Origin of the sequence: Caryophanon tenue (genome assembly GCF_001700315.1) — a bacterium.
Classification (GTDB): domain Bacteria; phylum Bacillota; class Bacilli; order Bacillales_A; family Planococcaceae; genus Caryophanon; species Caryophanon tenue.
This window is the reverse complement of sequence record NZ_MASJ01000034.1, coordinates 23,996-46,804: the sequence shown is the minus strand read 5'-3', so window position 1 is coordinate 46,804 and position 22,809 is coordinate 23,996. Positions and strand designations below refer to the sequence as shown.

23 protein-coding genes and 1 riboswitch are annotated in these 22,809 nt (G+C 39.4%); of the genes, 18 read left to right on the top strand and 5 right to left on the bottom strand.

Annotation, left to right across the window (positions count from 1 at the left end; translation table 11 throughout):
• Positions 1 to 73 precede the first annotated feature (73 nt).
• The 9 genes from A6M13_RS12300 (at position 74) to A6M13_RS12265 (ending at position 6,332) form a co-directional block, all read left to right on the top strand.
• Positions 74 to 958 carry a DMT family transporter gene (locus A6M13_RS12300; protein ID WP_066546779.1) on the top strand — a complete coding sequence of 295 codons (885 nt, stop codon included), beginning with the start codon at positions 74 to 76 and terminating at the stop codon, positions 956 to 958.
• Positions 959 to 1,074: 116 nt separating this feature from the next.
• Entirely contained in the window at positions 1,075 to 1,206 is a 132-nt protein-coding gene (locus tag A6M13_RS16630; RefSeq protein ID WP_281181720.1) for a hypothetical protein, read from the top strand.
• 95 nt (positions 1,207 to 1,301) lie between these two features.
• Complete coding sequence (locus A6M13_RS12295) at positions 1,302 to 2,414, top strand: amidohydrolase (protein ID WP_066546776.1); 1,113 nt, start codon at positions 1,302 to 1,304, stop codon at positions 2,412 to 2,414.
• 61 nt (positions 2,415 to 2,475) lie between these two features.
• Positions 2,476 to 3,012 carry a 5' nucleotidase, NT5C type gene (locus A6M13_RS12290; protein WP_066546773.1) on the top strand — a complete coding sequence of 179 codons (537 nt, stop codon included), beginning with the start codon at positions 2,476 to 2,478 and terminating at the stop codon, positions 3,010 to 3,012.
• 128 nt (positions 3,013 to 3,140) lie between these two features.
• Complete coding sequence (locus A6M13_RS12285; RefSeq protein WP_066546768.1) at positions 3,141 to 3,413, top strand: hypothetical protein; 273 nt, start codon at positions 3,141 to 3,143, stop codon at positions 3,411 to 3,413.
• A gap of 263 nt (positions 3,414 to 3,676) precedes the next feature.
• The gene (locus tag A6M13_RS12280) at positions 3,677 to 4,954 is read left to right on the top strand and encodes an ArnT family glycosyltransferase (RefSeq protein WP_066546766.1); all 1,278 of its coding nucleotides are present in this window, start codon (positions 3,677 to 3,679) and stop codon (positions 4,952 to 4,954) included.
• Positions 4,917 to 5,624, top strand: coding sequence for a glycosyltransferase family 2 protein (locus tag A6M13_RS12275; RefSeq protein ID WP_066546765.1), 708 nt, complete (start codon positions 4,917 to 4,919; stop codon positions 5,622 to 5,624). The genes A6M13_RS12280 and A6M13_RS12275 overlap by 38 nt, the downstream gene beginning before the upstream one ends.
• A gap of 13 nt (positions 5,625 to 5,637) precedes the next feature.
• Positions 5,638 to 5,976 (top strand): DUF2304 domain-containing protein, encoded by a 339-nt coding sequence (locus A6M13_RS12270; RefSeq protein WP_066546763.1) that lies wholly within the window; start codon positions 5,638 to 5,640, stop codon positions 5,974 to 5,976.
• Positions 5,976 to 6,332, top strand: a complete 357-nt coding sequence (locus A6M13_RS12265) for an EamA family transporter (RefSeq protein ID WP_083998353.1) — start codon at positions 5,976 to 5,978, stop codon at positions 6,330 to 6,332. Before A6M13_RS12270 ends, A6M13_RS12265 begins: the two co-directional genes overlap by 1 nt.
• A gap of 41 nt (positions 6,333 to 6,373) precedes the next feature.
• Here the strand turns inward: A6M13_RS12265 and A6M13_RS12260 are convergent, their stop codons facing one another.
• Positions 6,374 to 7,087: a Fe-S oxidoreductase gene (locus A6M13_RS12260; RefSeq protein ID WP_066546757.1), complete on the bottom strand. Its 714-nt coding sequence runs from the start codon at positions 7,085 to 7,087 to the stop codon at positions 6,374 to 6,376.
• Between the two features lie 116 nt (positions 7,088 to 7,203).
• Between A6M13_RS12260 and A6M13_RS12255 the strand changes: the two genes are divergently transcribed.
• The 6 genes from A6M13_RS12255 to glpK all read left to right on the top strand — a co-directional run bounded on the left by A6M13_RS12255 (position 7,204) and on the right by glpK (position 13,316).
• Positions 7,204 to 7,620: a DUF4395 domain-containing protein gene (locus A6M13_RS12255; protein WP_066546754.1), complete on the top strand. Its 417-nt coding sequence runs from the start codon at positions 7,204 to 7,206 to the stop codon at positions 7,618 to 7,620.
• A 517-nt stretch (positions 7,621 to 8,137) separates the two neighbouring features.
• Positions 8,138 to 8,311, top strand: a complete 174-nt coding sequence (locus A6M13_RS16350; protein WP_169817446.1) for a hypothetical protein — start codon at positions 8,138 to 8,140, stop codon at positions 8,309 to 8,311.
• 160 nt (positions 8,312 to 8,471) lie between these two features.
• Positions 8,472 to 10,115, top strand: coding sequence for a glycerol-3-phosphate dehydrogenase/oxidase (locus A6M13_RS12250; RefSeq protein ID WP_066546751.1), 1,644 nt, complete (start codon positions 8,472 to 8,474; stop codon positions 10,113 to 10,115).
• A 164-nt stretch (positions 10,116 to 10,279) separates the two neighbouring features.
• Entirely contained in the window at positions 10,280 to 10,834 is a 555-nt protein-coding gene (locus A6M13_RS12245) for a glycerol-3-phosphate responsive antiterminator (protein WP_066546747.1), read from the top strand.
• A 177-nt stretch (positions 10,835 to 11,011) separates the two neighbouring features.
• Positions 11,012 to 11,809, top strand: a complete 798-nt coding sequence (locus tag A6M13_RS12240) for an MIP/aquaporin family protein (protein WP_066546745.1) — start codon at positions 11,012 to 11,014, stop codon at positions 11,807 to 11,809.
• A gap of 13 nt (positions 11,810 to 11,822) precedes the next feature.
• Entirely contained in the window at positions 11,823 to 13,316 is a 1,494-nt protein-coding gene (gene glpK / locus A6M13_RS12235) for a glycerol kinase GlpK (protein ID WP_066546743.1), read from the top strand.
• A 93-nt stretch (positions 13,317 to 13,409) separates the two neighbouring features.
• On the opposite strand, the gene pepT is transcribed toward glpK, so the two are convergent.
• Both pepT and A6M13_RS12225 read right to left on the bottom strand, forming a co-directional pair.
• Positions 13,410 to 14,636, bottom strand: a complete 1,227-nt coding sequence (gene pepT / locus A6M13_RS12230; RefSeq protein WP_066546739.1) for a peptidase T — start codon at positions 14,634 to 14,636, stop codon at positions 13,410 to 13,412.
• A 29-nt stretch (positions 14,637 to 14,665) separates the two neighbouring features.
• Complete coding sequence (locus A6M13_RS12225) at positions 14,666 to 15,310, bottom strand: lysoplasmalogenase (protein WP_066546731.1); 645 nt, start codon at positions 15,308 to 15,310, stop codon at positions 14,666 to 14,668.
• 125 nt (positions 15,311 to 15,435) lie between these two features.
• On the opposite strand from A6M13_RS12225, the gene A6M13_RS12220 reads away from it, so the two are divergent.
• Complete coding sequence (locus tag A6M13_RS12220) at positions 15,436 to 17,103, top strand: hypothetical protein (protein WP_066546729.1); 1,668 nt, start codon at positions 15,436 to 15,438, stop codon at positions 17,101 to 17,103.
• Between the two features lie 66 nt (positions 17,104 to 17,169).
• Here the strand turns inward: A6M13_RS12220 and A6M13_RS12215 are convergent, their stop codons facing one another.
• Positions 17,170 to 17,901 carry an NADPH-dependent oxidoreductase gene (locus A6M13_RS12215; protein WP_066546727.1) on the bottom strand — a complete coding sequence of 244 codons (732 nt, stop codon included), beginning with the start codon at positions 17,899 to 17,901 and terminating at the stop codon, positions 17,170 to 17,172.
• 215 nt (positions 17,902 to 18,116) lie between these two features.
• Positions 18,117 to 18,230, top strand: a riboswitch (SAM riboswitch).
• Positions 18,231 to 18,708: 478 nt separating this feature from the next.
• Between A6M13_RS12215 and A6M13_RS12210 the strand changes: the two genes are divergently transcribed.
• The gene (locus A6M13_RS12210) at positions 18,709 to 19,089 is read left to right on the top strand and encodes a hypothetical protein (protein WP_066546725.1); all 381 of its coding nucleotides are present in this window, start codon (positions 18,709 to 18,711) and stop codon (positions 19,087 to 19,089) included.
• Between the two features lie 55 nt (positions 19,090 to 19,144).
• Here the strand turns inward: A6M13_RS12210 and A6M13_RS12205 are convergent, their stop codons facing one another.
• On the bottom strand, positions 19,145 to 21,577 hold the full coding sequence (locus tag A6M13_RS12205; RefSeq protein ID WP_066546723.1) for a hypothetical protein: 2,433 nt from the start codon (positions 21,575 to 21,577) through the stop codon (positions 19,145 to 19,147).
• Positions 21,578 to 21,813: 236 nt separating this feature from the next.
• On the opposite strand from A6M13_RS12205, the gene A6M13_RS12200 reads away from it, so the two are divergent.
• Positions 21,814 to 22,800, top strand: coding sequence for a homoserine dehydrogenase (locus tag A6M13_RS12200; protein WP_066546721.1), 987 nt, complete (start codon positions 21,814 to 21,816; stop codon positions 22,798 to 22,800).
• Positions 22,801 to 22,809 lie beyond the last annotated feature (9 nt).

Sequence of the window (22,809 nt, the reverse complement as noted above, 5' to 3'; positions counted from 1 at the left end):
TTGCTATAGAGCGTTTCGGCAAATAGTGCTATACTGAATTTTATGATTTTTACAACAAGAAAGAAGGGGCAGTATGGCAAAATATAAAGGCGAGATATTAATGCTCATTACAGCATTAATGTGGGGAAGCGGCTTTATCGGCATGGATATAGGACTAGAATATTTAACGGTGCTGCAATTAATGGCAGGTCGCTTTACAGTGGCTACGATTATTTTATGTATCGTCTTTCGTAAAAAGTTGGCACTTATTTCACGCGCTGTGTTATGGAAAGGGGCAGTGCTAGGGTCTATTTTATTTTTAGCGTTCGTTATTCAAACATACGGACTGCTATACACGACACCATCGAAAAATGCTTTTTTAACAGCACTCAACGTCATCTTCGTGCCATTGTTAGCGTATATCATTTATAAGCGTCGATTTGACCGTTTTGAAATTTCAGCGGCAGTAATTGCGCTTATTGGGATTGGCTTTTTATCATTACAAGGCTCGATGACGATGAATCTTGGTGATATGTTATCGATTTTATGCGCGCTTGCATTTGCGTTTGATATTTTTTATACGAATGTATTTGTGAAAAAAGAAGATGCCTTAGCACTGACGATTGTTCAGTTTATAACGGCAGCGTTTTTAAGTGTGGTAACAGCGGCAATGCTAGGAGAGTTAACATTGGATGTACCGGCAGAAGGAATGTATGCCATTTTATATTTAGCGGTATTTTGTACAGTTATTGCGTACGTGTGCCAAAATGTCGGTATGCAATATGCTAACCCAACAAAGTCTGCCATTATTTTATCGACAGAAGCATTATTCGGGACGATTTTATCGGTCATTATTTTACATGAGCTATTAACGGGGCGTATGGTAATTGGCTGTATATTAATTTTTGCTGCGATCTTATTAGCTGAAATTAAACCAACTTTTAGACGAAAAAAAGAGATGCCAGTTGAATCATCTTAAAGTGAGATAGATTATATAGTTTTTTGCGATATAGACGGCTCATCTATTGCGAGGCGCGCCATAATACGTTAAAGTGTTATTATCTAAAAATTCTAACAATTTAAGAGGTGTTCTATATGGCAAATTCAAAATTCGAGACATATTTATTAGATGAAGAAGAAATGGACATGACGACAGAAGAAACGTATCATACAACAACAGCTACACAGCAAGAGCAATATCCACCAGGTTTTTTCTCAAGTTTGTAAAAGATTATGCGAGCGACATGCTTGCATAATCTTTTTTTGTCGTATGAAAAAGGCTTATAATAGACATACGACTAACGATAAAGGTGGCAAACAGCATGACAATTGAACAACAAACACTAGAGACACAAGTTCTTGCTTGGTTCAATCATTTTCATACACATCCAGAAATTAGCTGGGAGGAAGTAGAGACAACGAATACGCTCGCAACGATTTTACAGGAGTTACATATCCCGTACCGCCGTTTTGATGATGTGACAGGTTTACAGGCAGAAATCGGTGAGGGCGAGGAAGTCATTGCAGTGCGTGCAGATATTGATGCGTTATGGCAAGAAGTGAATGGTATGTGGCAAGCGAATCATTCATGTGGTCATGATGCGAATATGGCAATGGTACTCGGTGCGTTATTGTTACTAAAAGACCGCAAGCTTTCAAAGCGCATTCGTTTTATTTTTCAGCCAGCAGAAGAAAAGGGCAACGGTGCGATTTCAATGATTGAGCGAGGAGCGCTTGATGATGTGACGCATTTATTTGGTGTGCATTTACGTCCACAAGAGGAACTGCCACTTGGTAAAGTAGCACCGGCCATTCATCACGGTGCTGCATACTTTTTACAAGGGAAAATTTTCGGTGTCGATGCACACGGAGCACGTCCACACCAAGGACAAAGTGCCATTGATGTGTTGGTGACGATGCATCAACAATTAAGCATGATGCATATCGACCCATTTGAAGTGTGCTCTGCTAAAATAACAAAAATGGTAGCAGACGGAGGCAGTGTGAATATTATTGCAGGAACTGCTGAATTTTCAATTGATGTACGTGCGCAAAAGAATGAAGTGTTACAACAAATGAAGGAGCGTATCGAGCGTATTTTCGGTCAGCTTCAGCAGCAGTTTGATGTACGAATCGAATGGCAATGGGAAGACTTCACACCAGGTGCTGAAGTGTCACAGGAAGCGGCAATGATTGCAGAGCAGGCGATTATTGAGGAATTAGGGCTAGAAGCGTTAGCGCCTCATGTGCATACGCCAGGCAGCGATGATTTCCATTGTTATACGATTGCTAAACCTGAATTAAAGGCGGCCATGATTGGTGTTGGTGCAAATTTAGCACCAGGCTTACATCATCCGAATATGACATTTGACCGCGAAGCGTTAATGACAGGTGCGCAGGCCGTAGCAGCTACATTATATAATATAGCGAAATAGTTGCTTAGATGTGCTTTTTATTAGTAAGCTAAAGAGGAAACGACAATGACGGAGGTTGAACATGAGAAAAAGTATTGCAGTAGATATGGACCAAGTGTTAGCGAACTTTGTTGATAAGGCAGTGAGTGCTTCAAATGCTCATTTTAATGAAAATTTATCGGCATATGAAATCTTTTACGGTGAGCATAGCGAGGAAAAACGTAAAAAGTTTTGGCAAATCATTAATGAACCAGACTTTTTCCGTGATTTAGCATTATTAGATGAAGATGCACCGATTGTCTTAAAAGAGCTAAGTGAAGAATATGATATTTATATTGCAACAGCAGCGATGGATGTACCAGGTAGTTTTGCCGCAAAATATGACTGGTTACGTAAACACTTCCCATTTTTAGACCCGAACTACTTTATTTTCTGTGGGAATAAAAAAGTGGTGAATGCTGATTACTTAATTGATGATAATACACAGCAATTACGTAATTTCACGGGGCAAGGTATTTTGTTTGACCAACCGAACAATCGTAGCGATGAGCAATTCCCGCGTGTACTTGGCTGGAAAGGTGTACGTGAATACTTCGCTTCTATTAAAGCAGAAGCATAATAAATGTGGAAAATGTTTCGAAAATTTGTCGAAGCATTTTCTTTTTTTTATTTAGCGAGCAAAAGAGAGCGGTCATTAAATCGGAGTTATATATAATAGAGGAAGTAATTTTCGAAAGGACCGAACGAATGACAACTTTGACATTACAAGAGCTTTTAATAGCTAAAGAAGATGTAGCACAGTTACAGCAGTATTTTGCACAGCAGTATATTCTTATCGATGCGACAAGTACACATTATGTGTTGGTAGAACGTCCAGTAAGCCTTTATAAGCGTTATCGTTTTGTCGCATTACATGACCATACAAAGCAACAGCAATTATTAATACAGCAATGGGTAGGCGTGGCGATCACTGCGAACGACAATGAACACGTATTAGTTTTCCGACAAGCGTTAGTGTAATCAACGTTATTACTTGCTCAAATGGCAGCCATCATAAACATATAAAAGTAGTGGGAGAAATGATGAAATTTCGCCTACTACTTTTTTATATGTCAAATGAAGACCAGCTATTTTACAAAGGCAAGGTGTACAAGTGAGCTATTGCTGATTGTTTTTCACAAAAGCTGATTGTTTTTCACAAAATATGAAACTATTCCTCGATTGCTCCGTCAGTACAGCACAATCATATAAATATGGTGGAATGTATAAAGGAATGAAAAACAATGATGAAGAAAAATTTAGCAATTTGGATGCCATTTGGGATTTTATTGTTGGCATTTATATTGCGGCTAGGTGTATTAATCCAGCATGGTTTGGATTTTATACTTGCTAGTGATGATATGGGTTATGTAAGCAGTGCAAATCGCTTACTCATACATGGACAGTTAACGTATCATTTTCCAGATGTCCCAACAGCGCATCTAATGCCGGGAGAGCCTTTTTTATTAGCCTTTATTTTCTCGTTATTTGGGCTTGATACGGGGTTATGGGTAGCGAAGGTCATACATATTTTAATTGGCTGTGCCACGATATTTGTTGCGATGAAATTGGCTGCACATTGGGTAGGACAGCGGTGGAGTTGGCTTGTCGGTATCATTGCGGCGATTTTCCCACCGTTTATTCAAGTCGATAATTTATATTTAACAGAAGGTGTATATACCTTTGCGACATTATTATTAATTTATGGTTCGATTAAGCTTGCACATCACCAAACAGATAAATGGCTATATTTTGTGATGGCCAGCTACTTTTTAGCACTATACTTCCGTGTGAATATTGCGCTGTATCCGATTGCGCTCTTTGTGTATTTAATAGTGAAGCGTTACCCTTGGAAAATATATCGCCGTCATTTAGTTATGAGTGTTGTGGCGTTACTTATTGTTATGGGACCATGGTGGATACGCAATGCGCTTGTGTTTGATGATTTCATCCCGTTAACAGCTGGTTCCGGTGACCCGCTACTGCTTGGCACATTCCAAGGCGAGGGGTATCCACGTGGCAGCTATGATGAATTTAAAGCTATTGGCAATGCACGTGTCGCTGATGAAACGGATATTATCGCACGTATGCATGAACGTAGCATTGAAGCGAAAAAGCGAATGGCAGAGTGGTGGGAAGATGACCCACAAAGTATGCTAAAGAGCTATTTATGGTTAAAGCCCATAATCTATCTGGAGTCAGTGTTTTACTGGAAGCCGGTTTATGATATTCCAGAAAGTATCGTCGTCATATGGTACCGAGTATTATTAGCACTTGGCATTCTTGGGTGGTTGACGATGGCATTTACAAAGAAATACCGTGCGGAGTTTCTATTAATTGCGATTTATGTAGCGATTAATATCGCACTGAATAGTTATTATTTCGCGTTCCCGCGTTATAACTATCCGTTAGTGATGCTTTGGATTATCGGTACAGTGTTCTTAGTGTCTATGATTGTGCGTAAGCTAAAAAGGGGGCGTAACGATGAGGAATCCAGTACTCGTTATTATTCCAGCGTATAACGAAGAACAAGTTATTGAAAGTACATTAGATGGTGTACTAGCGTTCCGTGCTAAACAGCCATTTTTTGATGTGCTTGTTGTCAATGACGGCTCTCAAGACAAGACGAAGCAGCTAGTGGATGCGTATACACCACAAATTTATACGGTTCATTTAGCACATAATTTAGGGATTGGTGGCGCGATGCAAACAGGTTATCAATATGCACATCGTTATGACTACGCATATGCTGTTCAGCTAGATGCGGATGGTCAGCATATGATAGAAGAATTAATGAAAATGTATCGCTACATTGAAGAATCGAATCACGATATGATTATCGGTTCTCGCTTTAAAGAAAAAACAGCCTATAAAGGTGCCATGTCGCGTCGCATCGGTATTGCCTTTTTTACGTATTTTATTTATGCCTTTACAGGGAAGAAAATTATGGACCCGACGAGTGGCTTCCGCATTAAAAACCGCCGTGTCATTGCATCGTTTGCCGATGACTATCCGAGCGATTATCCAGAACCAGAAGTATTGGTAACGGCACAACGCCGAGGATGGGACATTGATGAAATTAGTGTTGAAATGCGTCCACGTCAAGGTGGCATGTCTTCTATTCATTCTTGGAAAACGCTGTATTATATGATGAAAGTTAGCCTAGCTGTCGTAAAAGAATGGTCAAAGTAAGGAGTCTCGATAAATGAATATATATTTATTTTCTGTTGTGATGATGATATTTATATACGTCATAATTTGGCGTAACGTAAAACGAGGGCGATTAGGTGTACGAGATTCGATTTTGTGGATTACATTAAGCGTTTTAATGGGCGTGATGGTGTGGCAAAATACATGGCTGGATTGGCTAGCTACGCAGCTTCAAGTTGCCTATGCCCCGTCATTATTATTTTTAATGGCAGTGCTCTTGTGCTTATTATTTATTTTTGATTTAACGATTCGTTTATACGATTTGCAAAAGAAGCATATAAAGTTAGTACAAAGAGTAGCGTTACTTGAAAGTGAACGAGAGGAAGGGCGCTAATGTTGCCATATCTATTATTGCTCATAAATATTTTGTTATTAGTAGGTGGACAGTGGTGTTGGAAGCTTGCCCTGCAAGGTAAAACATTAAGCAGTGTGCAAGATGTTATCACATTATTGATAAACCCATTGTTTTTAAGTGGTGTTGGGATGTACGGTGTCGGTACGGTGTTTTACGTAATTGTGCTCAGTAAATTACCGTTAAGTGTCGCATATCCACTGCAAAGCTTAGCGTATATTTTAGGGATGTTTTTAGCGTGGCTAGTATTTAAGGAGTCCATTACTACATATCAATGGATTGGCATTCTGCTGATCATTAGTGGTGCGATTTTTATTGCAAAAGGTTCTACGATGTAAAAAAGTACCGTTCAGCATAACTGCGAACGGTACTTTTTGTTTTACGCTGTTGGACAATGTCCACATGCAAGAAGGCCTGGAACATCTTTTGAGAAGCAGCAACTTTTGCGAATCGGTACATCAATTAAGCTTGAAGGGTGTTTGCCACCTGTATATTCCGAAAAAAGTGATTTATCAGCAAAACGTGCCCACACTTTAGGGTCTTCTAATATTTCTAAGTCTTCCATTGCTTGGTCTGCTAAGCCAGGATTACTAAGTAATGTATGGTAATGCCACACGATATAGCCAAAGAAGTTTTCCCAAATTGTCAGTGGCGAAATCGTTGTGGTTTTACGAATTTGGCGTACGACTTCAGCACCTTGTTTATATAAAATATCACTAATGACCATTTCGCGCTCGTGCTCTTCAACGTAACGCCAATCATTTGGATTTACAAACATACTTACCGTATGCACACCATATTCTTGTGTGACATCAAAGCATAAATCTGTTACTTTGCCGTCCCATACTTCGTCATAAGCGGCAAGCATATAAAATTGCATCGCAAAAAACATACCGTAGCGACGTGTGAAATGTGACACCGCAGCTGTTTCTGTTGCCGCATTTGTAATGCCGAGCATTAGCTGCGCAAAATCACCGTGGAAAAACTCGCGATTTAAAATATGGTCGAGTGTAAATAATGTACGTTTCGGTTCGGTCGTATAAATACTATATGAGTTTAATGTACGTACTTGGTCCATTGTTAAAGCGGGCATTGTATCATCACCTATTACTTCATGTATTTTGTATGTTTCTATTATAGCCTATTTTATTGTGTTTTGCCGTCTATTCAGCTATACTACTAAAAAACCAAGAAGGAAGGTTGGATATAGTGATTCGTTCAATTCCAAGACCAGTCGTTCGCGCTAATCAAGCATTTATTTTTAGCATGAGCGTTCTGACAATTATAACAGGGCAAGCGTGGATTTTAGTATTGCCACTTGTCGCTAATTTACTTGGCTTAATAGGGTTTAATCCGGTTATGCGCATCGCTGCGATGTGTTTACGTAAACCAAAATCATCGTATATACCAGAAGATGTAGAGCAGCAACGTTTTAATTCGTATATTGCCATCGCATGCTTAACTTTATCATTCATTGGCTTTCTTGCAGGATGGGCAGTGATGGGCTATAGTTTTGCAGCAATGGTCGCAATTGCTTCAGGGATTGCATTATGTGGTTTTTGTATTGGTTGTTTTTTGCATTTCCAATTGAAGATGTGGCAACATCGACGTGCAACAGCTAAATAAAATAATAGTGAAAAATATTCTCAATTAGTTGTTGACTTTCTCAATGAGAAAGATTATCATTATCACATAAGGTAATTCCTTCTCACAAAAACAGTTGTGACAAGGTAGGGTGTAGCGCTTTTCTCCAGAAGTATGCTGATCCTAATAAATGTTACACGCCTGAAACCCCCCTCATAATTTTAGGCAGTGTCATTTTCTTCACCACTACGTTCTTCTCCAAACGTAGTGTTTTTATTTTATCATTCTCAATTAGAAAAAATAATTGAGAAAATGTGTTGACTTTTTAATTGAGAGGCATTATCATTTAGTTATAAGGATTACACCTTCTCACAAAAACAGTTGTGAAAGGTATGAGTGTAGCGCTTTTCTCCAGAAGCTTGCTTTACTCATTATATCGTTGCCTGAAACCCCCCTCATAATTTTAGGCAGTGTGAACTCCGACCTAGCGTTCTTCTCCAAACGCTAGGTTTTTTCTTTTGTGTTATTTTTTTGTACAATAGAATATGAGGTGAGAAATGTGAATTCAGGTGTAATGCGTCAATATTTATTAGGAACGATTTTGTTATTGTTTGCAATTTATTTAAGTGTCAATGATTCAAATTATTGGGCACTGTCATTTATAATGGGGACGATTTTAATTGTTGTGGGAAATATAAACCGTCGAAAACACACAAAAGAGCGAAAAGACTGAGTTGCTTGCGTTTTCGAAATAAACGCGGTAAACTGTCAGTAAGTTAATAATTCGGTTTGAGGATTGAGAGACCTTTAAAGTGCGTATTTCTAATAGAAATACGTGTCTTTAAAGGTCTCTTTTTTGTATATACAAACGAAAAAAATGGAGGAATTTATCGATGAGTACAGCTTCAGCATTACAACGACAAATGACATTTGAACAATTAGAAAACAACGTATTTGATGTATTAGTAATTGGTGGCGGTATTACGGGTGCAGGTTTATCACTAGATGCAGCAACACGAGGATTATCAGTAGCGCTTGTAGAAATGCAAGATTTCGCAGCAGGTACATCAAGCCGTTCTACAAAACTTGTACACGGTGGTTTACGTTATTTAAAACAACTAGAAGTGAAAGAAGTAGCGGAGTTAGGGAAAGAGCGCGCGATCGTTTATGAAAATGGCCCACATGTAACAACACCGGTTTGGATGTTATTACCATTCCATAAAGGCGGTACGTTCGGGAAATTCTCAACATCAGTTGGCTTACGTACGTATGACTTTTTAGCAGGGGTAAAAAAATCAGAGCGCCGTTATATGTTAACAAAAGACCAAACTGTTGAAAAAGAGCCACTTGTAAAGACAGATGAGTTACTTGGTGGCGGTGTATACGTAGAGTATCGTACAGATGATGCACGTTTAACAATTGAAGTAGCAAAAGCGGCAATTGAAAAGGGCGCAGTATTATCAAACTATACAAAAGCGGTAGAGTTTTTATATAACAAAAAGAAAAAAATCGTCGGCATTGTAGCCGAAGATGTGTTAACAGGTAAACGTTTTAACATTCAAGCGCGCAAAGTAATTAATGCAGCAGGTCCATGGGTAGACGATGTACGTGCAATTGAAGAAAAGCCAAAAGGAAAACATTTAATTTTATCAAAAGGTGTTCACATTGTATTTGACGAGTCGAAATTCCCGTTAAAGCAAGCGGTATATTTTGATACACCAGATAAACGTATGGTGTTCGCCATTCCACGTGACGGTAAAACGTACGTAGGGACAACAGACACATTCTATAAGGGCGACCAACGTGAAATGGATATTGAGCAAGCGGACCGTGATTATATTATGGATGCCATTCATTATATGTTCCCAACAGTAAATGTAACAGATGCAGATATCGAATCAAGCTGGGCAGGCGTTCGTCCGTTAATTCACGAAGAAGGCAAAAATCCATCTGAGATTTCTCGTCATGACGAAATGTGGGAATCCAAATCGGGGTTATTCACAATTGCAGGTGGTAAATTAACAGGCTACCGTAAAATGGCTGAAGGTGTATTAAATACGATTACAGCACAATTAAAATCAGAACATCGCGTAAAATCAGGCCCATGTATTACGAAGGACTTAAGAATTTCAGGTGGTGACATCGGTGGCTCTGATAACTTACAACAGTTCATTCAACTGCAAGGCAGAAAAGCAACAGCATACGGTTTAACACAACAAGAAGGTGAATACTTTGCGCAGCACTACGGTTCAAATGCACCGAAAGTATTTAAATATGCACAAGTGTCACAACAATTATTACCAAAAGCTGTATATGCACAGTTAATGTACGGTATTGAGCATGAAATGGTTGTGCACCCAGTGGACTTCTTCGTGCGTCGTACAGGGAACATGTTCTTTAATATTGCAAGTGTACAAGCGCATAAAGAAGCGGTATTAACAGTGATGGCGTTAACATTCGGTTGGACAGATATGCAAAAAGCGCAATATGCTTTTGAATTAGAAAAAGAAATCACACGCGCAACGACTGCTAAATAATAACAAAAGCTGTTATAATACATTACGAAGGCATTGGGACAGCAGTACAATTTGAATCCGTACTAGCGACGAAAGTATAAAAGTGGCAGGAGACATATTTATATGTCTCCTACCACTTTGTTATATCCCACGCTCTTACATTTATTATTTAAAGGGGTTTCTACATGTCATTGAAAGGTCAAGCAGTAATTCCAGCAGCAAGAACCGTCAAGCAGTTTGATAAGTTACTCAGCAGTGCATTTGAATACATTGTTATTCTTGAGGTTAATATCGGACAATTACGTTCATTAAAGCAGGAAGCTGAGCGACATGGTAAAAAGTTAATTATTCATGCGGATTTAATACATGGCTTAAAAACAGATAATTTCGGGGCAGATTATTTATGTAATGAAGTACGCCCAGCAGCAATTATTTCGACACGCTCGAATATTATTTTAAAAGCGAAAGCTCGCGGCATCATCGCGATTCAACGTGTGTTTTTAATCGATACAATTGCACTTGAAAAGAGCTATTCTTTAATTGAACAGACGCAGCCAGATTATATTGAATTACTGCCAGGTATCATTCCAGCGATGATCCAGGAAGTGTATGCAAAGACGAATATCCCGATTATTACAGGTGGCTTAATTCGTTCAAATGACGAAGCACAATTAGCATTACAAGCGGGTGCTGTCGCAATTACAACATCAAATACAGAATTGTGGGCAAATTTGCAATAAAACGTTGACTTATTGGAATTAAATTAATAAAATGACAATAAGTTAACATTTTGTGGTTGAGTATTGGAGTCCACGTCTTAAAATCTACAGGGAATATATTTCAAAAATATATTTGTAGGTTTTTGAGACGTGGACTTTTTTGTACCCATAATCATATTTCATAAAGGGGGAGTTTATATGTCGACATTTACAGCTGAATTAGTCGGAACAATGATTCTGATTTTATTTGGTGGCGGTGTAGTAGCAGGTGTATCACTACACAAGTCAAAAGGTCTTGGCGGTGGATGGGTTGTGATTACAATCGCATGGGGCTTCGCAGTAGCAATGGCCGCGTATGCAGTAGGTGGTATTAGTGGTGCACATTTAAACCCAGCATTAACAATCGCTCTTGCAACCATTGGAAACTTCGCATGGGCGGACGTACCAATGTATATCGTAGCACAATTAATCGGTGCATTTTTAGGAGCAGTACTTGTATATTTAGTGTACTTACCACATTGGAAGGGTACAGAAGACAAGGGTGCAAAGCTTGGTGTATTCGCAACAACACCAGCAATTAAACATATCCCATCTAATGTTATCGCAGAGATGGTGGGTGCATTCGCATTAGTATTAGGCATTTTAGCATTAGGTACAAACCCTATAACAGACGGCTTAAATCCATTTTTAGTCGGTGTATTAATTATCGTTATCGGTATGGCACTAGGTGGTCCTACAGGGTATGCAATTAACCCAGCTCGTGACTTAGGTCCACGTATTGCACACGCAATTTTACCGATTCCAGGTAAAGGTGATTCTGTATGGTGGTATGCATGGGTTCCAATTGTAGGTCCAATTATTGGTGGTATTTACGGTGCAGTATTCTTCGATTTCTTATGGAACGGTGATAGCACAACGATGTTCTGGATTTTCACAGTGATTGTATTAGCGATTTTTGTAACAGCGCAAATGACAATTTCAAAAGCAGAAGAGTAGGAGGAAAAAATTTATGACTAAACAATATATTATGGCATTAGACCAAGGTACAACAAGCTCACGCGCGATATTATTTGACGAAAACGGTCATGTCGTACACACAGCACAGCAAGAATTCCGTCAAATTTTCCCACAATCAGGTTGGGTTGAGCATAATGCTGAAGAAATTTGGAGCTCAATTTTATCATGTATCGCGAAAATATTGTCAGAGCGTAATATTGCACCAGAGCAAATTTCAGCTATCGGTATTACGAATCAACGTGAAACAACAGTAGTATGGGATAAGAAAACAGGCAAGCCAGTGCATAATGCAATCGTATGGCAATCACGTCAAACAGCAGAAATTTGTGAAGAATTGAAAGAAAACGGTTACAATGATCTATTCCGTGATAAAACAGGCTTACTAATTGATGCATATTTCTCAGGTACAAAAGTAAAATGGATTTTAGATAATGTCGAAGGTGCTCGTGAAAAGGCAGAAAACGGCGATTTATTATTCGGTACGATTGATACATGGATTATTTGGAAATTAACGAATGGTGAAGCACACGTAACAGATTACTCAAATGCTTCTCGTACATTAATGTTCAATATTTATGATTTAAAATGGGATGAAGAATTACTTGATATTTTAACAGTCCCAGCATCAATGTTACCGACAGTACGCCCATCATCTGAAGTGTATGGTAAAACAGCACCGGATAACTTCTTCGGTAAAGAAGTTCCGATTGCGGGGATTGCCGGTGACCAACAAGCTGCGTTATTCGGACAAGCTTGTTATGAAGAAGGTATGTCAAAAAACACATACGGTACAGGTTGCTTCATGTTAATGAACACAGGTGAAAAAGCGGTGAAATCTGAAAATGGTTTATTAACAACAATTGCTTGGGGCTTAGACGGTAAAGTAACATATGCACTTGAAGGGTCAATTTTCGTTGCAGGTTCTGCAATTCAATGGCTACGTGACGGTCTACGTATGTTTAAAACGGCGGCAGATAGCGAAGCATATGCAGCACGTGTAGATTCAACAGAAGGTGTTTACGTTGTACCAGCATTCGTTGGTCTAGGTACACCATACTGGGATTCAGACGTACGTGGTTCAGTATTTGGCTTAACACGTGGTACAACGAAAGAGCATTTCGTACGTGCGACATTAGAGTCACTAGCATATCAAACGAAGGATGTATTAAGTGCAATGGAAGCTGATTCAGGTATTCCGCTAAATACATTACGTGTTGATGGTGGCGCGGTTAAGAATGACTTCTTAATGCAATTCCAATCAGATATTTTAAATGTGCCGGTTGAGCGTCCAGAAGTAAATGAGACGACAGCTTTAGGGGCAGCGTACTTAGCAGGTTTAGCAGTAGGTTTCTGGAAGTCACTAGACGATATTAAATCGAACTGGAACTTAGACAAACGTTTCGAAGTGGCAATGGAAGAGGACAACCGTGAACAATTATACACAGGTTGGAAAAAAGCAGTGAAAGCTGCCCAAGCATTTAAATAAAATAGCGTGAAACGGGTTCGCGATGTGACGTAGTATCCCGCAGAAAACCCCCTTTAGCACAAATATTGGCTAAGGGGGGTTTTTATGTCTCGATTATGCTTTTTGTTCGAATAACTGTACGATTTCAATAATAACTTGCGTCGCTTTTTCCATCGTTTCCGCAGATACATATTCGTATTTCCCGTGCATATTTTCGCCGCCTGCAAAAATATTCGGTGTCGGTAAGCCCATAAATGATAATTGTGAGCCGTCTGTACCGCCACGGATTGGTTGAATTAGTGGTTCAATCTTTAATGTCGCAAATGCTTCTTTTACGATATCGACAATTTCAAATACCGGTGTGATTTTCTCACCCATATTGTAGTATTGGTCTTCAATTTCAACCGTAATCGCGTCGTCACCGTAAATTGCTTGAATCATTTTTTCAGTACGGCGCATATGCTCCTTTTTCTCCTCGAATTTTTCGCGGTCATGGTCGCGAATAATATAGCTCATCTTCGCTTCTTCAATATGACCATCAAAACTCATTAAGTGAATAAAACCTTCATACCCTTCCGTTTTTTCAGGAACAGCATCATTGGGCATTTCATTTTGGAATTGGATAGCCATTGTGATAGCATTGACCATTTTATTTTTTGCTGAGCCTGGGTGTACGCTTGTACCACGTGTTGTAACTTTGACACCAGCTGCATTAAAGCTCTCGTATTGCAGCTCGCCAAGCGGGCCACCATCCATCGTATAAGCGTAGTCTGCACTGAATTTTTCGACGTCAAACTTATGGGGACCACGACCGATTTCTTCGTCCGGTGTAAAGGCTACACGAATGTCACCGTGCTTAATATGTGGATTTTGTACTAAATAGTGCATCGCTGTCATAATTTCTGCAATGCCAGCTTTATCATCTGCACCAAGTAGTGTTGTACCATCTGTTGTAATAAGCGTTTGTCCTTTGTAGCCTGCAAGCTCAGGGAAATCCGCCACTGTCATTGTTAGTGAATCGTTGAGCACGATGTCGCCACCATCATAGTGATCAATACGTTGTGGTTTTACATTTGTCCCTGAGAAATCTGTTGTCGTATCGACATGTGCTAAAAAGCCAATTGTTGGGACCTCTTTATCGGTATTGCTTGGTAATGTCGCAAATAAATAACCGTATTCATCAAGTATAATATCTGTTAAACCGATGTCTGCTAGCTCTTTTTCAAGCATGTGTAATAAATCAAATTGCTTTTGTGTTGATGGTGTTGTTGTTGAATTAAAGTCTGATTGTGTATCGACTTGTACGTAACGTATTAAACGTTCAATTACTTGTTCTTTCATAAGAAAAAGCCTCCTTTAAAATCGTATCATTATTGTATCACTTTATTTCGAAATTCGGAATAATCACACACGCTATAGCTAAAGCAAAATTGTGCGCTGTAATACGTAAGCATCACAAGTTCATGTGCCAATGGAATTGGCATAACGAATAAATTAACAGCAAGTATACTGTCTGAGATAATAAATAAAATCGCCCCGCTATATAAATAACGGTTCATCGTTGAAAAGGCGGTAAGCCCCATCGCTAAAATTGCGCAAATATACACACAAATGGCGAGTAACAATACATAATCCTGTGCTTGTATGAGCGTTGTAAAAAAGACCGTCAACATAACGGCTCCGTAAAGCATCAGAACAAGTGTGACCGAGCGTGGGACAACACGTGCACGCACTTTACGAAATGTATAAATATAACTAATATGACCAATTAAAAAACAAAGCAAACCGACTAAAAACTGAAAGCCAATTGTTGCATCACCAAGCATACAAAAGAATAAGCTAATGATAAGCCAACGTTGAAATGATACGTCTGCAGGATGTTGACGCCATACTGTATACATAAGTAGAAGCATCGGTATGATTTTCACGAATACGTCGAGATGTGCCGGAATCAAGGCGTTAAAAAAGGTGTACAGTACGGCAAATAGAGCGGCAACGAGTAGTGGTAAACGCATGAGAGAACAACTCCTTTATACCGCAATATATTCGGCATATGAGAAGCGGAATCCTTTTGCATGCAGAAAGATGAAACCTTTTTGTAAACGTTTCCGTAAAACAACTATAAGAAAGGGTGAACGTTATGGGGAATTTATTTATGTACGCTGCGATTGCGGCTGTTGTGTTAACGCTGCTCATTGTACCGTTACGAAAACCAGCGAGCTTTACAGTGAAGCAACAAACAACAGCGGCAGCGACTATTTTTGTACTGAGCTTTATCATTACAGCTATCGTTGCATACGTGACGAAGATGGACGTCAACTGGCATGCATTTTGGCCGGTTATTGTTGCCGGAACATTAGTTGGTGCTTTATTTGCTAAAGGAAAAGAACAACTAATTAAAGGGATCTTATTTATTGCATCACTTGTATTAGTAGCGGCGATTTTTTCAGCACCGTTATGGAATGCAAACGATAAATTCGAATCTGCAAGCATGCAAGAAGAGGTGGAGTTAAAAGCATTTGATGAAAAGCAAACGCCAGCAAGTGTACCACCACAATATGCAGAAAATAAAATGAAAAAGGCATTTAGCCAAGTACCAAACACAAGTTTTTATGAGCTAGGTGATTTACAAATTCAAAAGGTAAATGATGCGTATGTATACATTGCACCGGTTGAGTTTTCAGGGTTTTTCAAATGGTGGAATGGGGATACAACACCTGGTTATTTCACGATGAGCGCAACAGACTCATCAGCGAATCCGAAATTTATTCAAGCAGAAATGACGTATGTGCCGTCTGCATATTTAAACAAAAATTTAGAGCGTTATATGCGACTTGAATATCCAACATTAATTTTTTATGGCGACCCACAGTTAGAAGTAGATGAAGATGGCAAGCCTTATTATATTCGTACGTATGGTAATTTTATTTCGATGCGTAACGGTTTTGATGTAGAAGGTATCATTATGGTCGATGCGGCAACAGGCGAAACGACAAAATATGCATTAGCCGATGTGCCGGCGTTTATTGATGGCGCAGTGTCACCAGAAGCGGTTAGTTTACAAAACAGCTACTACGGTAATTATGTACATGGTTATTGGAATAGTCGTTTCGGTAAGAAAGATGTAAAATTGCCGTCTGATGAAGGAACGGAAGCCAATGTAAGCCCAATTTTTAACGAAGAGGGCGATATGTATTACTTCACAGATTTCACAAGTCCAAAAGAGGGCGTTGATTCAATGCTTGGTTACGCGTTAACGAATGCGCGAACAGGTGAAGCAACGTATTATACAGGAAATGTTGAAGAGTCATATATGGATTCACGCGGTGCGCTTGATATTGTAGAACGTCAATTCGTTGAAAAAGAATGGCAAGGTGAAATGCCGATTCTATACAATTTCTACGGGGAAGCAAGCTGGTTAACGGCTGTGCTCGATTCAAAAGGCTTCCTACAAAATTACTTCGTTGTATCAGCATCAAATCCAGAAATTTCAGCGTATGCTGCAACGCCAAATGAAGCGTTACGCTTATACCGTACTGCATTAAGTAGAGGTGGGGCGACTGTAGATGGTACATCAAACGCTGAAGAAGCAACAGCGACAGTTGCTGTAACGCGCGTATATAAAGAACGTTCGGGCGAATTTACACTCGTATCGTTTTTAGCAGCAGATGGCAATAACTATATTGTAAGCTCAGAAACAGTGCCACTTGCTATTTATTTAGAAGTAGGCGACACAGTAACCATGACTTTTGCACAAACTGGTGAGCAGTTCTTACCAGTCAAACAATTACAAATTGATGGACTGTAAATAAACAAAAAAAGCGCTAGGTAACATGTCAAACGAGACATTCGCCTAGCGCTTTTTTTTAATGGTTTATTTCCACGTAAAGCCTTTTGTTGCTAAGAAATCTTTGATGAACGGGCGGTTTTGCTCAACTAAATAATCGGCCATTTGCTTCGTCCAGTTTGATATTTTTTGATTCGATGAACGACTAGCATAATAGTCTTCCATAATGCGATCATACTCGTCTAATACCGTATCGTATTGTTCAACATTATAGCTGTTTTCATGTAGAACAGCCGCTACTGGTAAACGAGGTTTTGTTTCATTTACTTTTGTCGGTGTACCAATTGTCATCGCAAATAATGGGAACACGTACCCTGGTAAATTGAACAGCTCGCTAATTTCAGCAGGGTTTGTGCGCGCGCCGCCGATGTAGCAAATACCGTAGCCTTGTGCTTCCGCTGCAATGACGAAATTTTGCGCGAATAAACTAACGTCCGCTACGCCGACAAGTACATTTTCAGCAGAGTCTGCTGAAATTTCGACACCGTGTTTTTTCCCAGCTTGATAAAGACGTTGGAAATCTACACAAAATAAAAATGATGCGCCTGCTGTTTTGAACTGGAAGTCATTTTTAGATAACTCGCCAAGCTTTTGTTTTTTCTCTTCATCCGTTACCCAAATGACACTATATGCTTGCACAAAGTGAGAGCTTGCTGCCATTTGTGCTGTTTCAATTAAGTCAATTACTGTTTCTTTCGGAATCACGTCACCTGTATATTTACGAACGGATGCGTGAGCGCGTAATAAATCGCGTACCATTTGAAATCCCCCTTGAATATGTAATAAAAACGTAGAGAGCATATCTCTACGTTTCATCTTAATATATTCTTCTAGAAATTGAAAACAACTACATTGAGCCAAGTCATTGATATCGTCCGCTTGTCGTAAATAAAAAATTATCTGATTTTTCTGTTGACATAAAGAGAATGAGTGGTCTATACTAAGTCTCAACAACGAAACGTACAACTCAATAACTCTTATCCAGAGTGGTGGAGGGAATAGGCCCGATGATACCCAGCAACCGACTAATGACGAATTAGTACGGTGCTAATTCCTACAAGTTCTCATATGAGCTTGAAAGATAAGAGGAGGACAACCATCCCTCTTCTTATACAGAAGAGGGTTTTTTGTTTCTCTCATGCGAGAAAAAATCCTTCTCAGGAAAGATGACCTGAGTGTATACCGTTGGATTTTAAAACCTAGTAAAACCATAAGAAAATGAAAGGGATAGCTCATTCGCTGCGATTTTCAAACCTCATTCGGTGTAGAGTACTCATCTGTATTTGAAAAAATTATGGCGCCCATTTGCGAACAAAAGGTAAAGTTGAATAGCTGAAAATGCCGGTGTAATAAGGATTTTGCTCATTTGCGAATGAACGAGGACAGCCACTCTCATATGAGGAACTGTCGCTCTAATGAAGATTCAGAAAATATACGCTTTTAAAACCTAGTAATTTTATAAACATTATTGACAATGGTGCAAAGGATGTTTATACTAATCAGTAATTAGCAGAATGATTTGTTCCCCCTAACAAATCCAAATCCCGAGTAAAGGAGTTGAAACGAATGACGAACAAGTACAGTGCACAAAATATCGCCGCTTATTTTATTTATGAAGTGAATGAATTAAAGTCGTTTATTAATAACGAGGTGTTACAATATATGCTTGCCGATGTCGACGCAGCATGGCATAAGCATTTTGGAAATTCCGCGTTTACCGAAGAGGTAGCTGTATCATGCGACTACACAGTCAAAACGGTTTATGACGCATACGCTGAATTAGGTGAGCAGCATATTGAAGCACCTGCGAAAGAATGGGATTTACCATATGGCACATTCCAGCTTGTGTATCGCCCATTTGCGGTACCGGCATTTACAGCAGATGAAGAACGCATTGTACGTAATGTCATTCGTCACTACCGTTTACTCGCGACACAAGCTGTTTAATGAAAGACACGCAAAAATCCCCGACACGAACTCCTTCCGTGTCGGGAATTTCCTTTTACGCTAAACGGAAATGATTTTGCAAGTTCAATGCTAGTAAGTTGCCGCCTTCAGAATGGTCTAAGAAATAGCGTCCTGGAAATTCTTTTTGAATCTTTTTCGAAATAGGGTGGTTTAAATGCTGTGTACATAGCACAATTAATTCGGCTTTACGTGCAGCTTGCATCACTTTTGCTTCGCCTTCAAATGCATCGACAAGTTGTACATTGAAATACGGCTCTAAATGCACTTTATAGTTATTGGCATAGGTGGTATTCGTAACGACGGTAATTGACGGCTTGTTGTTATTTGGTACGGCTGAATAAACAGGCTGTTCTTTTTTGGGCTGTGCTGGGTCGATATAAGCAAGCTTACGTTGTTCAATCGTTTCTGCCACTGTGGATTCAGTTGTTTCACGATATAAATAACGATGATGCTCGTCAATCGCCACAACTTCCCCTACGACCGGTGTGAACTTTTTTGGGTCGTATTGTAAAATGACTAGCTCACGATTGGTTTTACGGATAAAGCACTGCTCCGCTAGTTCCTCAATTGTTGCAAACTCGCGCTTCGTATAAAAGTCAGAGCGTTCATAAAATCCATGCTTACCGAAGATATGCACGACTTCACCATCACTGTACGTGAAGCCTTCATATTGTTGGACATTATGATCTTGTGGTAATTCCATATAGGTTACCTTATTCGTGAATGGCTCGATAACGACTGCACCTGTACCGATAAGCTGTTGCACGTAATAAAATGCATGACCTTTTGCGTTAATAGAAGCAGCGTAATGGTCTAGCGTATTGACGTTTGCCTCTAAATAATAACGAAGCATGTCATAGGTTTTAGAGAAGGCGACAATTTGACCTTCACGCGCTTGCTCATCACTTTTTAATTTTAGTGGCATCATTTGTCCAGCATCATATACATATGGTTTGTCATCATGATATGTCACAATACTAAACGCTTGTGGATTGACAACTGGTCCGTCATAAAAGTAATGATAGTAGCGCTCCACGTACTCGAAATTTTCAGTGACGCGCACAAACTGTTGGTCGCGTAAATAAACATTGTTTGGCAAATTTTTAATGCGCTCTACTTGTCCATTCAAAAAATGAATGTAGTGTCCACCGAATTTTGCTTCATAATAGCCGAATACATCGGTTGTTGAGCTTTTAGGTTGCTGTTTTGCGAAGCGTTGTTCAGCAAGCGTTACATAGGATGCAAAAAAGGCTGTAATGGCATCATGCTGTTGTTCAGTTGTTTGCTGAAGTAGTTCTTGACCAATTGATAGCCATTCATCAATGGTTGAAACAGTCGGCTGTTGTGTCATTTGCTGTTGTATTGCTTTTAGTTCATGTACTTGCTGTTGAAGTGTCGAGCGCTCTCTTTTTACCTCATCAAGTTCTTGTTGTTTACGGTCGATGTCACTTTGTTTCATGCGCATATGCAAATCATATTCTCTATTTTTCGTTGTTAAATCCGCTTTTAGTGCTGTAATTTGTTGCTCAAATTCCTTCATTTTCGGGTCTGCTTTTAACGGTGTCGCTTTTGTCGGTTGTTCCTTTTTAAAAGTATCGAGCTGTTCTTGTTTCTTTTTTGTGAGTTCTTTTTGTTTGTCGAGCTTTGTAGTTGCTTCATCGAGCTTTGTTTTTAAGCCTTTTATTTGTTGTTCAGCCGTTGTTTGTTTCGCGATGCTATATTTTCGGTAAAGTGCATCGACAACCACTTTTGTCTTAAGTAAATGGAAGTCCGTGAGCATTGTGAACTCAGGCTCAAATTTATAGTGGTTTGCGCATACATTGAACAATTTGCGTGAGAATAACATATAAATAAGTATTGCTGTCGTCGGTTCATATTGCATATAGTAGCTTCGCATATCATCGTGTTCTAGTATTTTACGATGCGCATCCAGTGGATTGTCGTCTACTTTTTGCTGTGCATATGGAACAAGTGCATGTATTGTTGCTTTTTGGCTGAACTCAAGCTCTAAAGCACGTAATAAGAAAAAGGCTTGGTGAGAGAGTGACACTTTCTTTTGTGTACCCTCAATCGTGACACCGAGTTTACTAATCGCAATTTTATCGACACCGAAATGTATCGTTTTGTCATCTACTGTATATGTACAGTGTGTATAAAACGTAGCCATTTCATCTAATAAGGTTGAGAAGGTTACTTTTGAAAAGAATGCGATAAGGTCATCATCTAGCGACAGTTTTTGCTTTCTAGAACCGCGTAAATTGTACACTAAATAACTTTGAATTAGCGACGGCTCGTCAGCGAATGTCGCTTGTAGCGTATCGATGTTTTCGTAAAGTTGCGCCACCCATTCACTTAAGAGTAATTGTACAGCTGGTGGTAACTGCTGGATGACATCTTTTGCGGGTACCACATAGGGCGTTGTTTCTGTTTTTTTCGTTTTCATTGTAATACTTTTTGTTTTATACATAATAGTTCCTCCTATATTATCCAATTTCGTCCATTAAATCATGATGGCAAGGACATATTCGGACCTTTATCGTATAAAAGTGAGAAAATAATATAAATTTTGACTTTCTAGAAAAGACAGTTGTTTTTCTAAGGAAGATTTTCCTTGCTATATGATAGAGAAGTAATGTAAAATTCTCTTTAAGTAATTTTTTGAATTGTTCGAACTTGAATGAGAGATGTTGGAGGAGAAAACGTATGGCGACAATTAAGGCGGCTATCTTAGGCTTTGGTACAGTAGGGCAAGGAATTTATCATATCGTAAATGAAAAGCGTGCAGAACTAAAAGCAAAGCTAGGAGTAGAGCTAGAGATTGCAAAAATTTTAGTACGCAACCCGAATAACGAACGTGTTGAGGGGACAGCGCACTTATTAACAGATTCATATGAGGATGTATTAGCGGTAGAGGGATTACAAGTTGTATTTGAGGCAATTGTAAACGAAGAACCTGCCTATACATATTTAAAGAAAGCGATTGAGCAACGTTGCCATGTTGTAACGGCAAATAAAGTGATGTTTGCGAAACATGGTATGGAACTTCAAGCGCTAGCGAAAACAAAAGGTGTCCACGTTGGCTATGAAGCGACTGTAGCAGGTGGTGTGCCAGTCATTAAAACGATGAAAAATATTTTACTTGTAAATGATGTACATCGTATTCAAGGGATTTTAAACGGCACAACGAACTATATGTTAACAAAGATGCGTCAGGAAAATTGGACGTATGATGAAGCGTTAGCAGAGGCACAACGTTTAGGGTATGCAGAAGCGGACCCATTCAATGACGTATCTGGACAAGATGCATTTAAAAAGCTGATGGTGTTATCGGATTTAGCATTTGGCGAACAACCAAACTGGGATGACGTTGAAGTGATTGGCATTGATACATTAACAGCGACTGATTTAGAGCAAGCTAAGGCAAATGGTCTTCGCTATCGTCACGTGGCAGAGGTTGAGCAGAATGAGCAAGGTGACATCGTTGGGAAAGTAGCACCGCTTCTTGTTGGCCCAGAGCATCCATTGTATCCAATTGACGACGTGTTTAACGCAGTCGCAATGGAGACAAACTATATTGGTACATTAACGGTAACGGGTCCAGGGGCAGGGATGTATCCGACAGCAAGTGTAATGGTGGAAGATTACGCAGAAATTATTGGGAAACGTGCCGGATTTACGGTGTCGATTTAATGGAAAAGC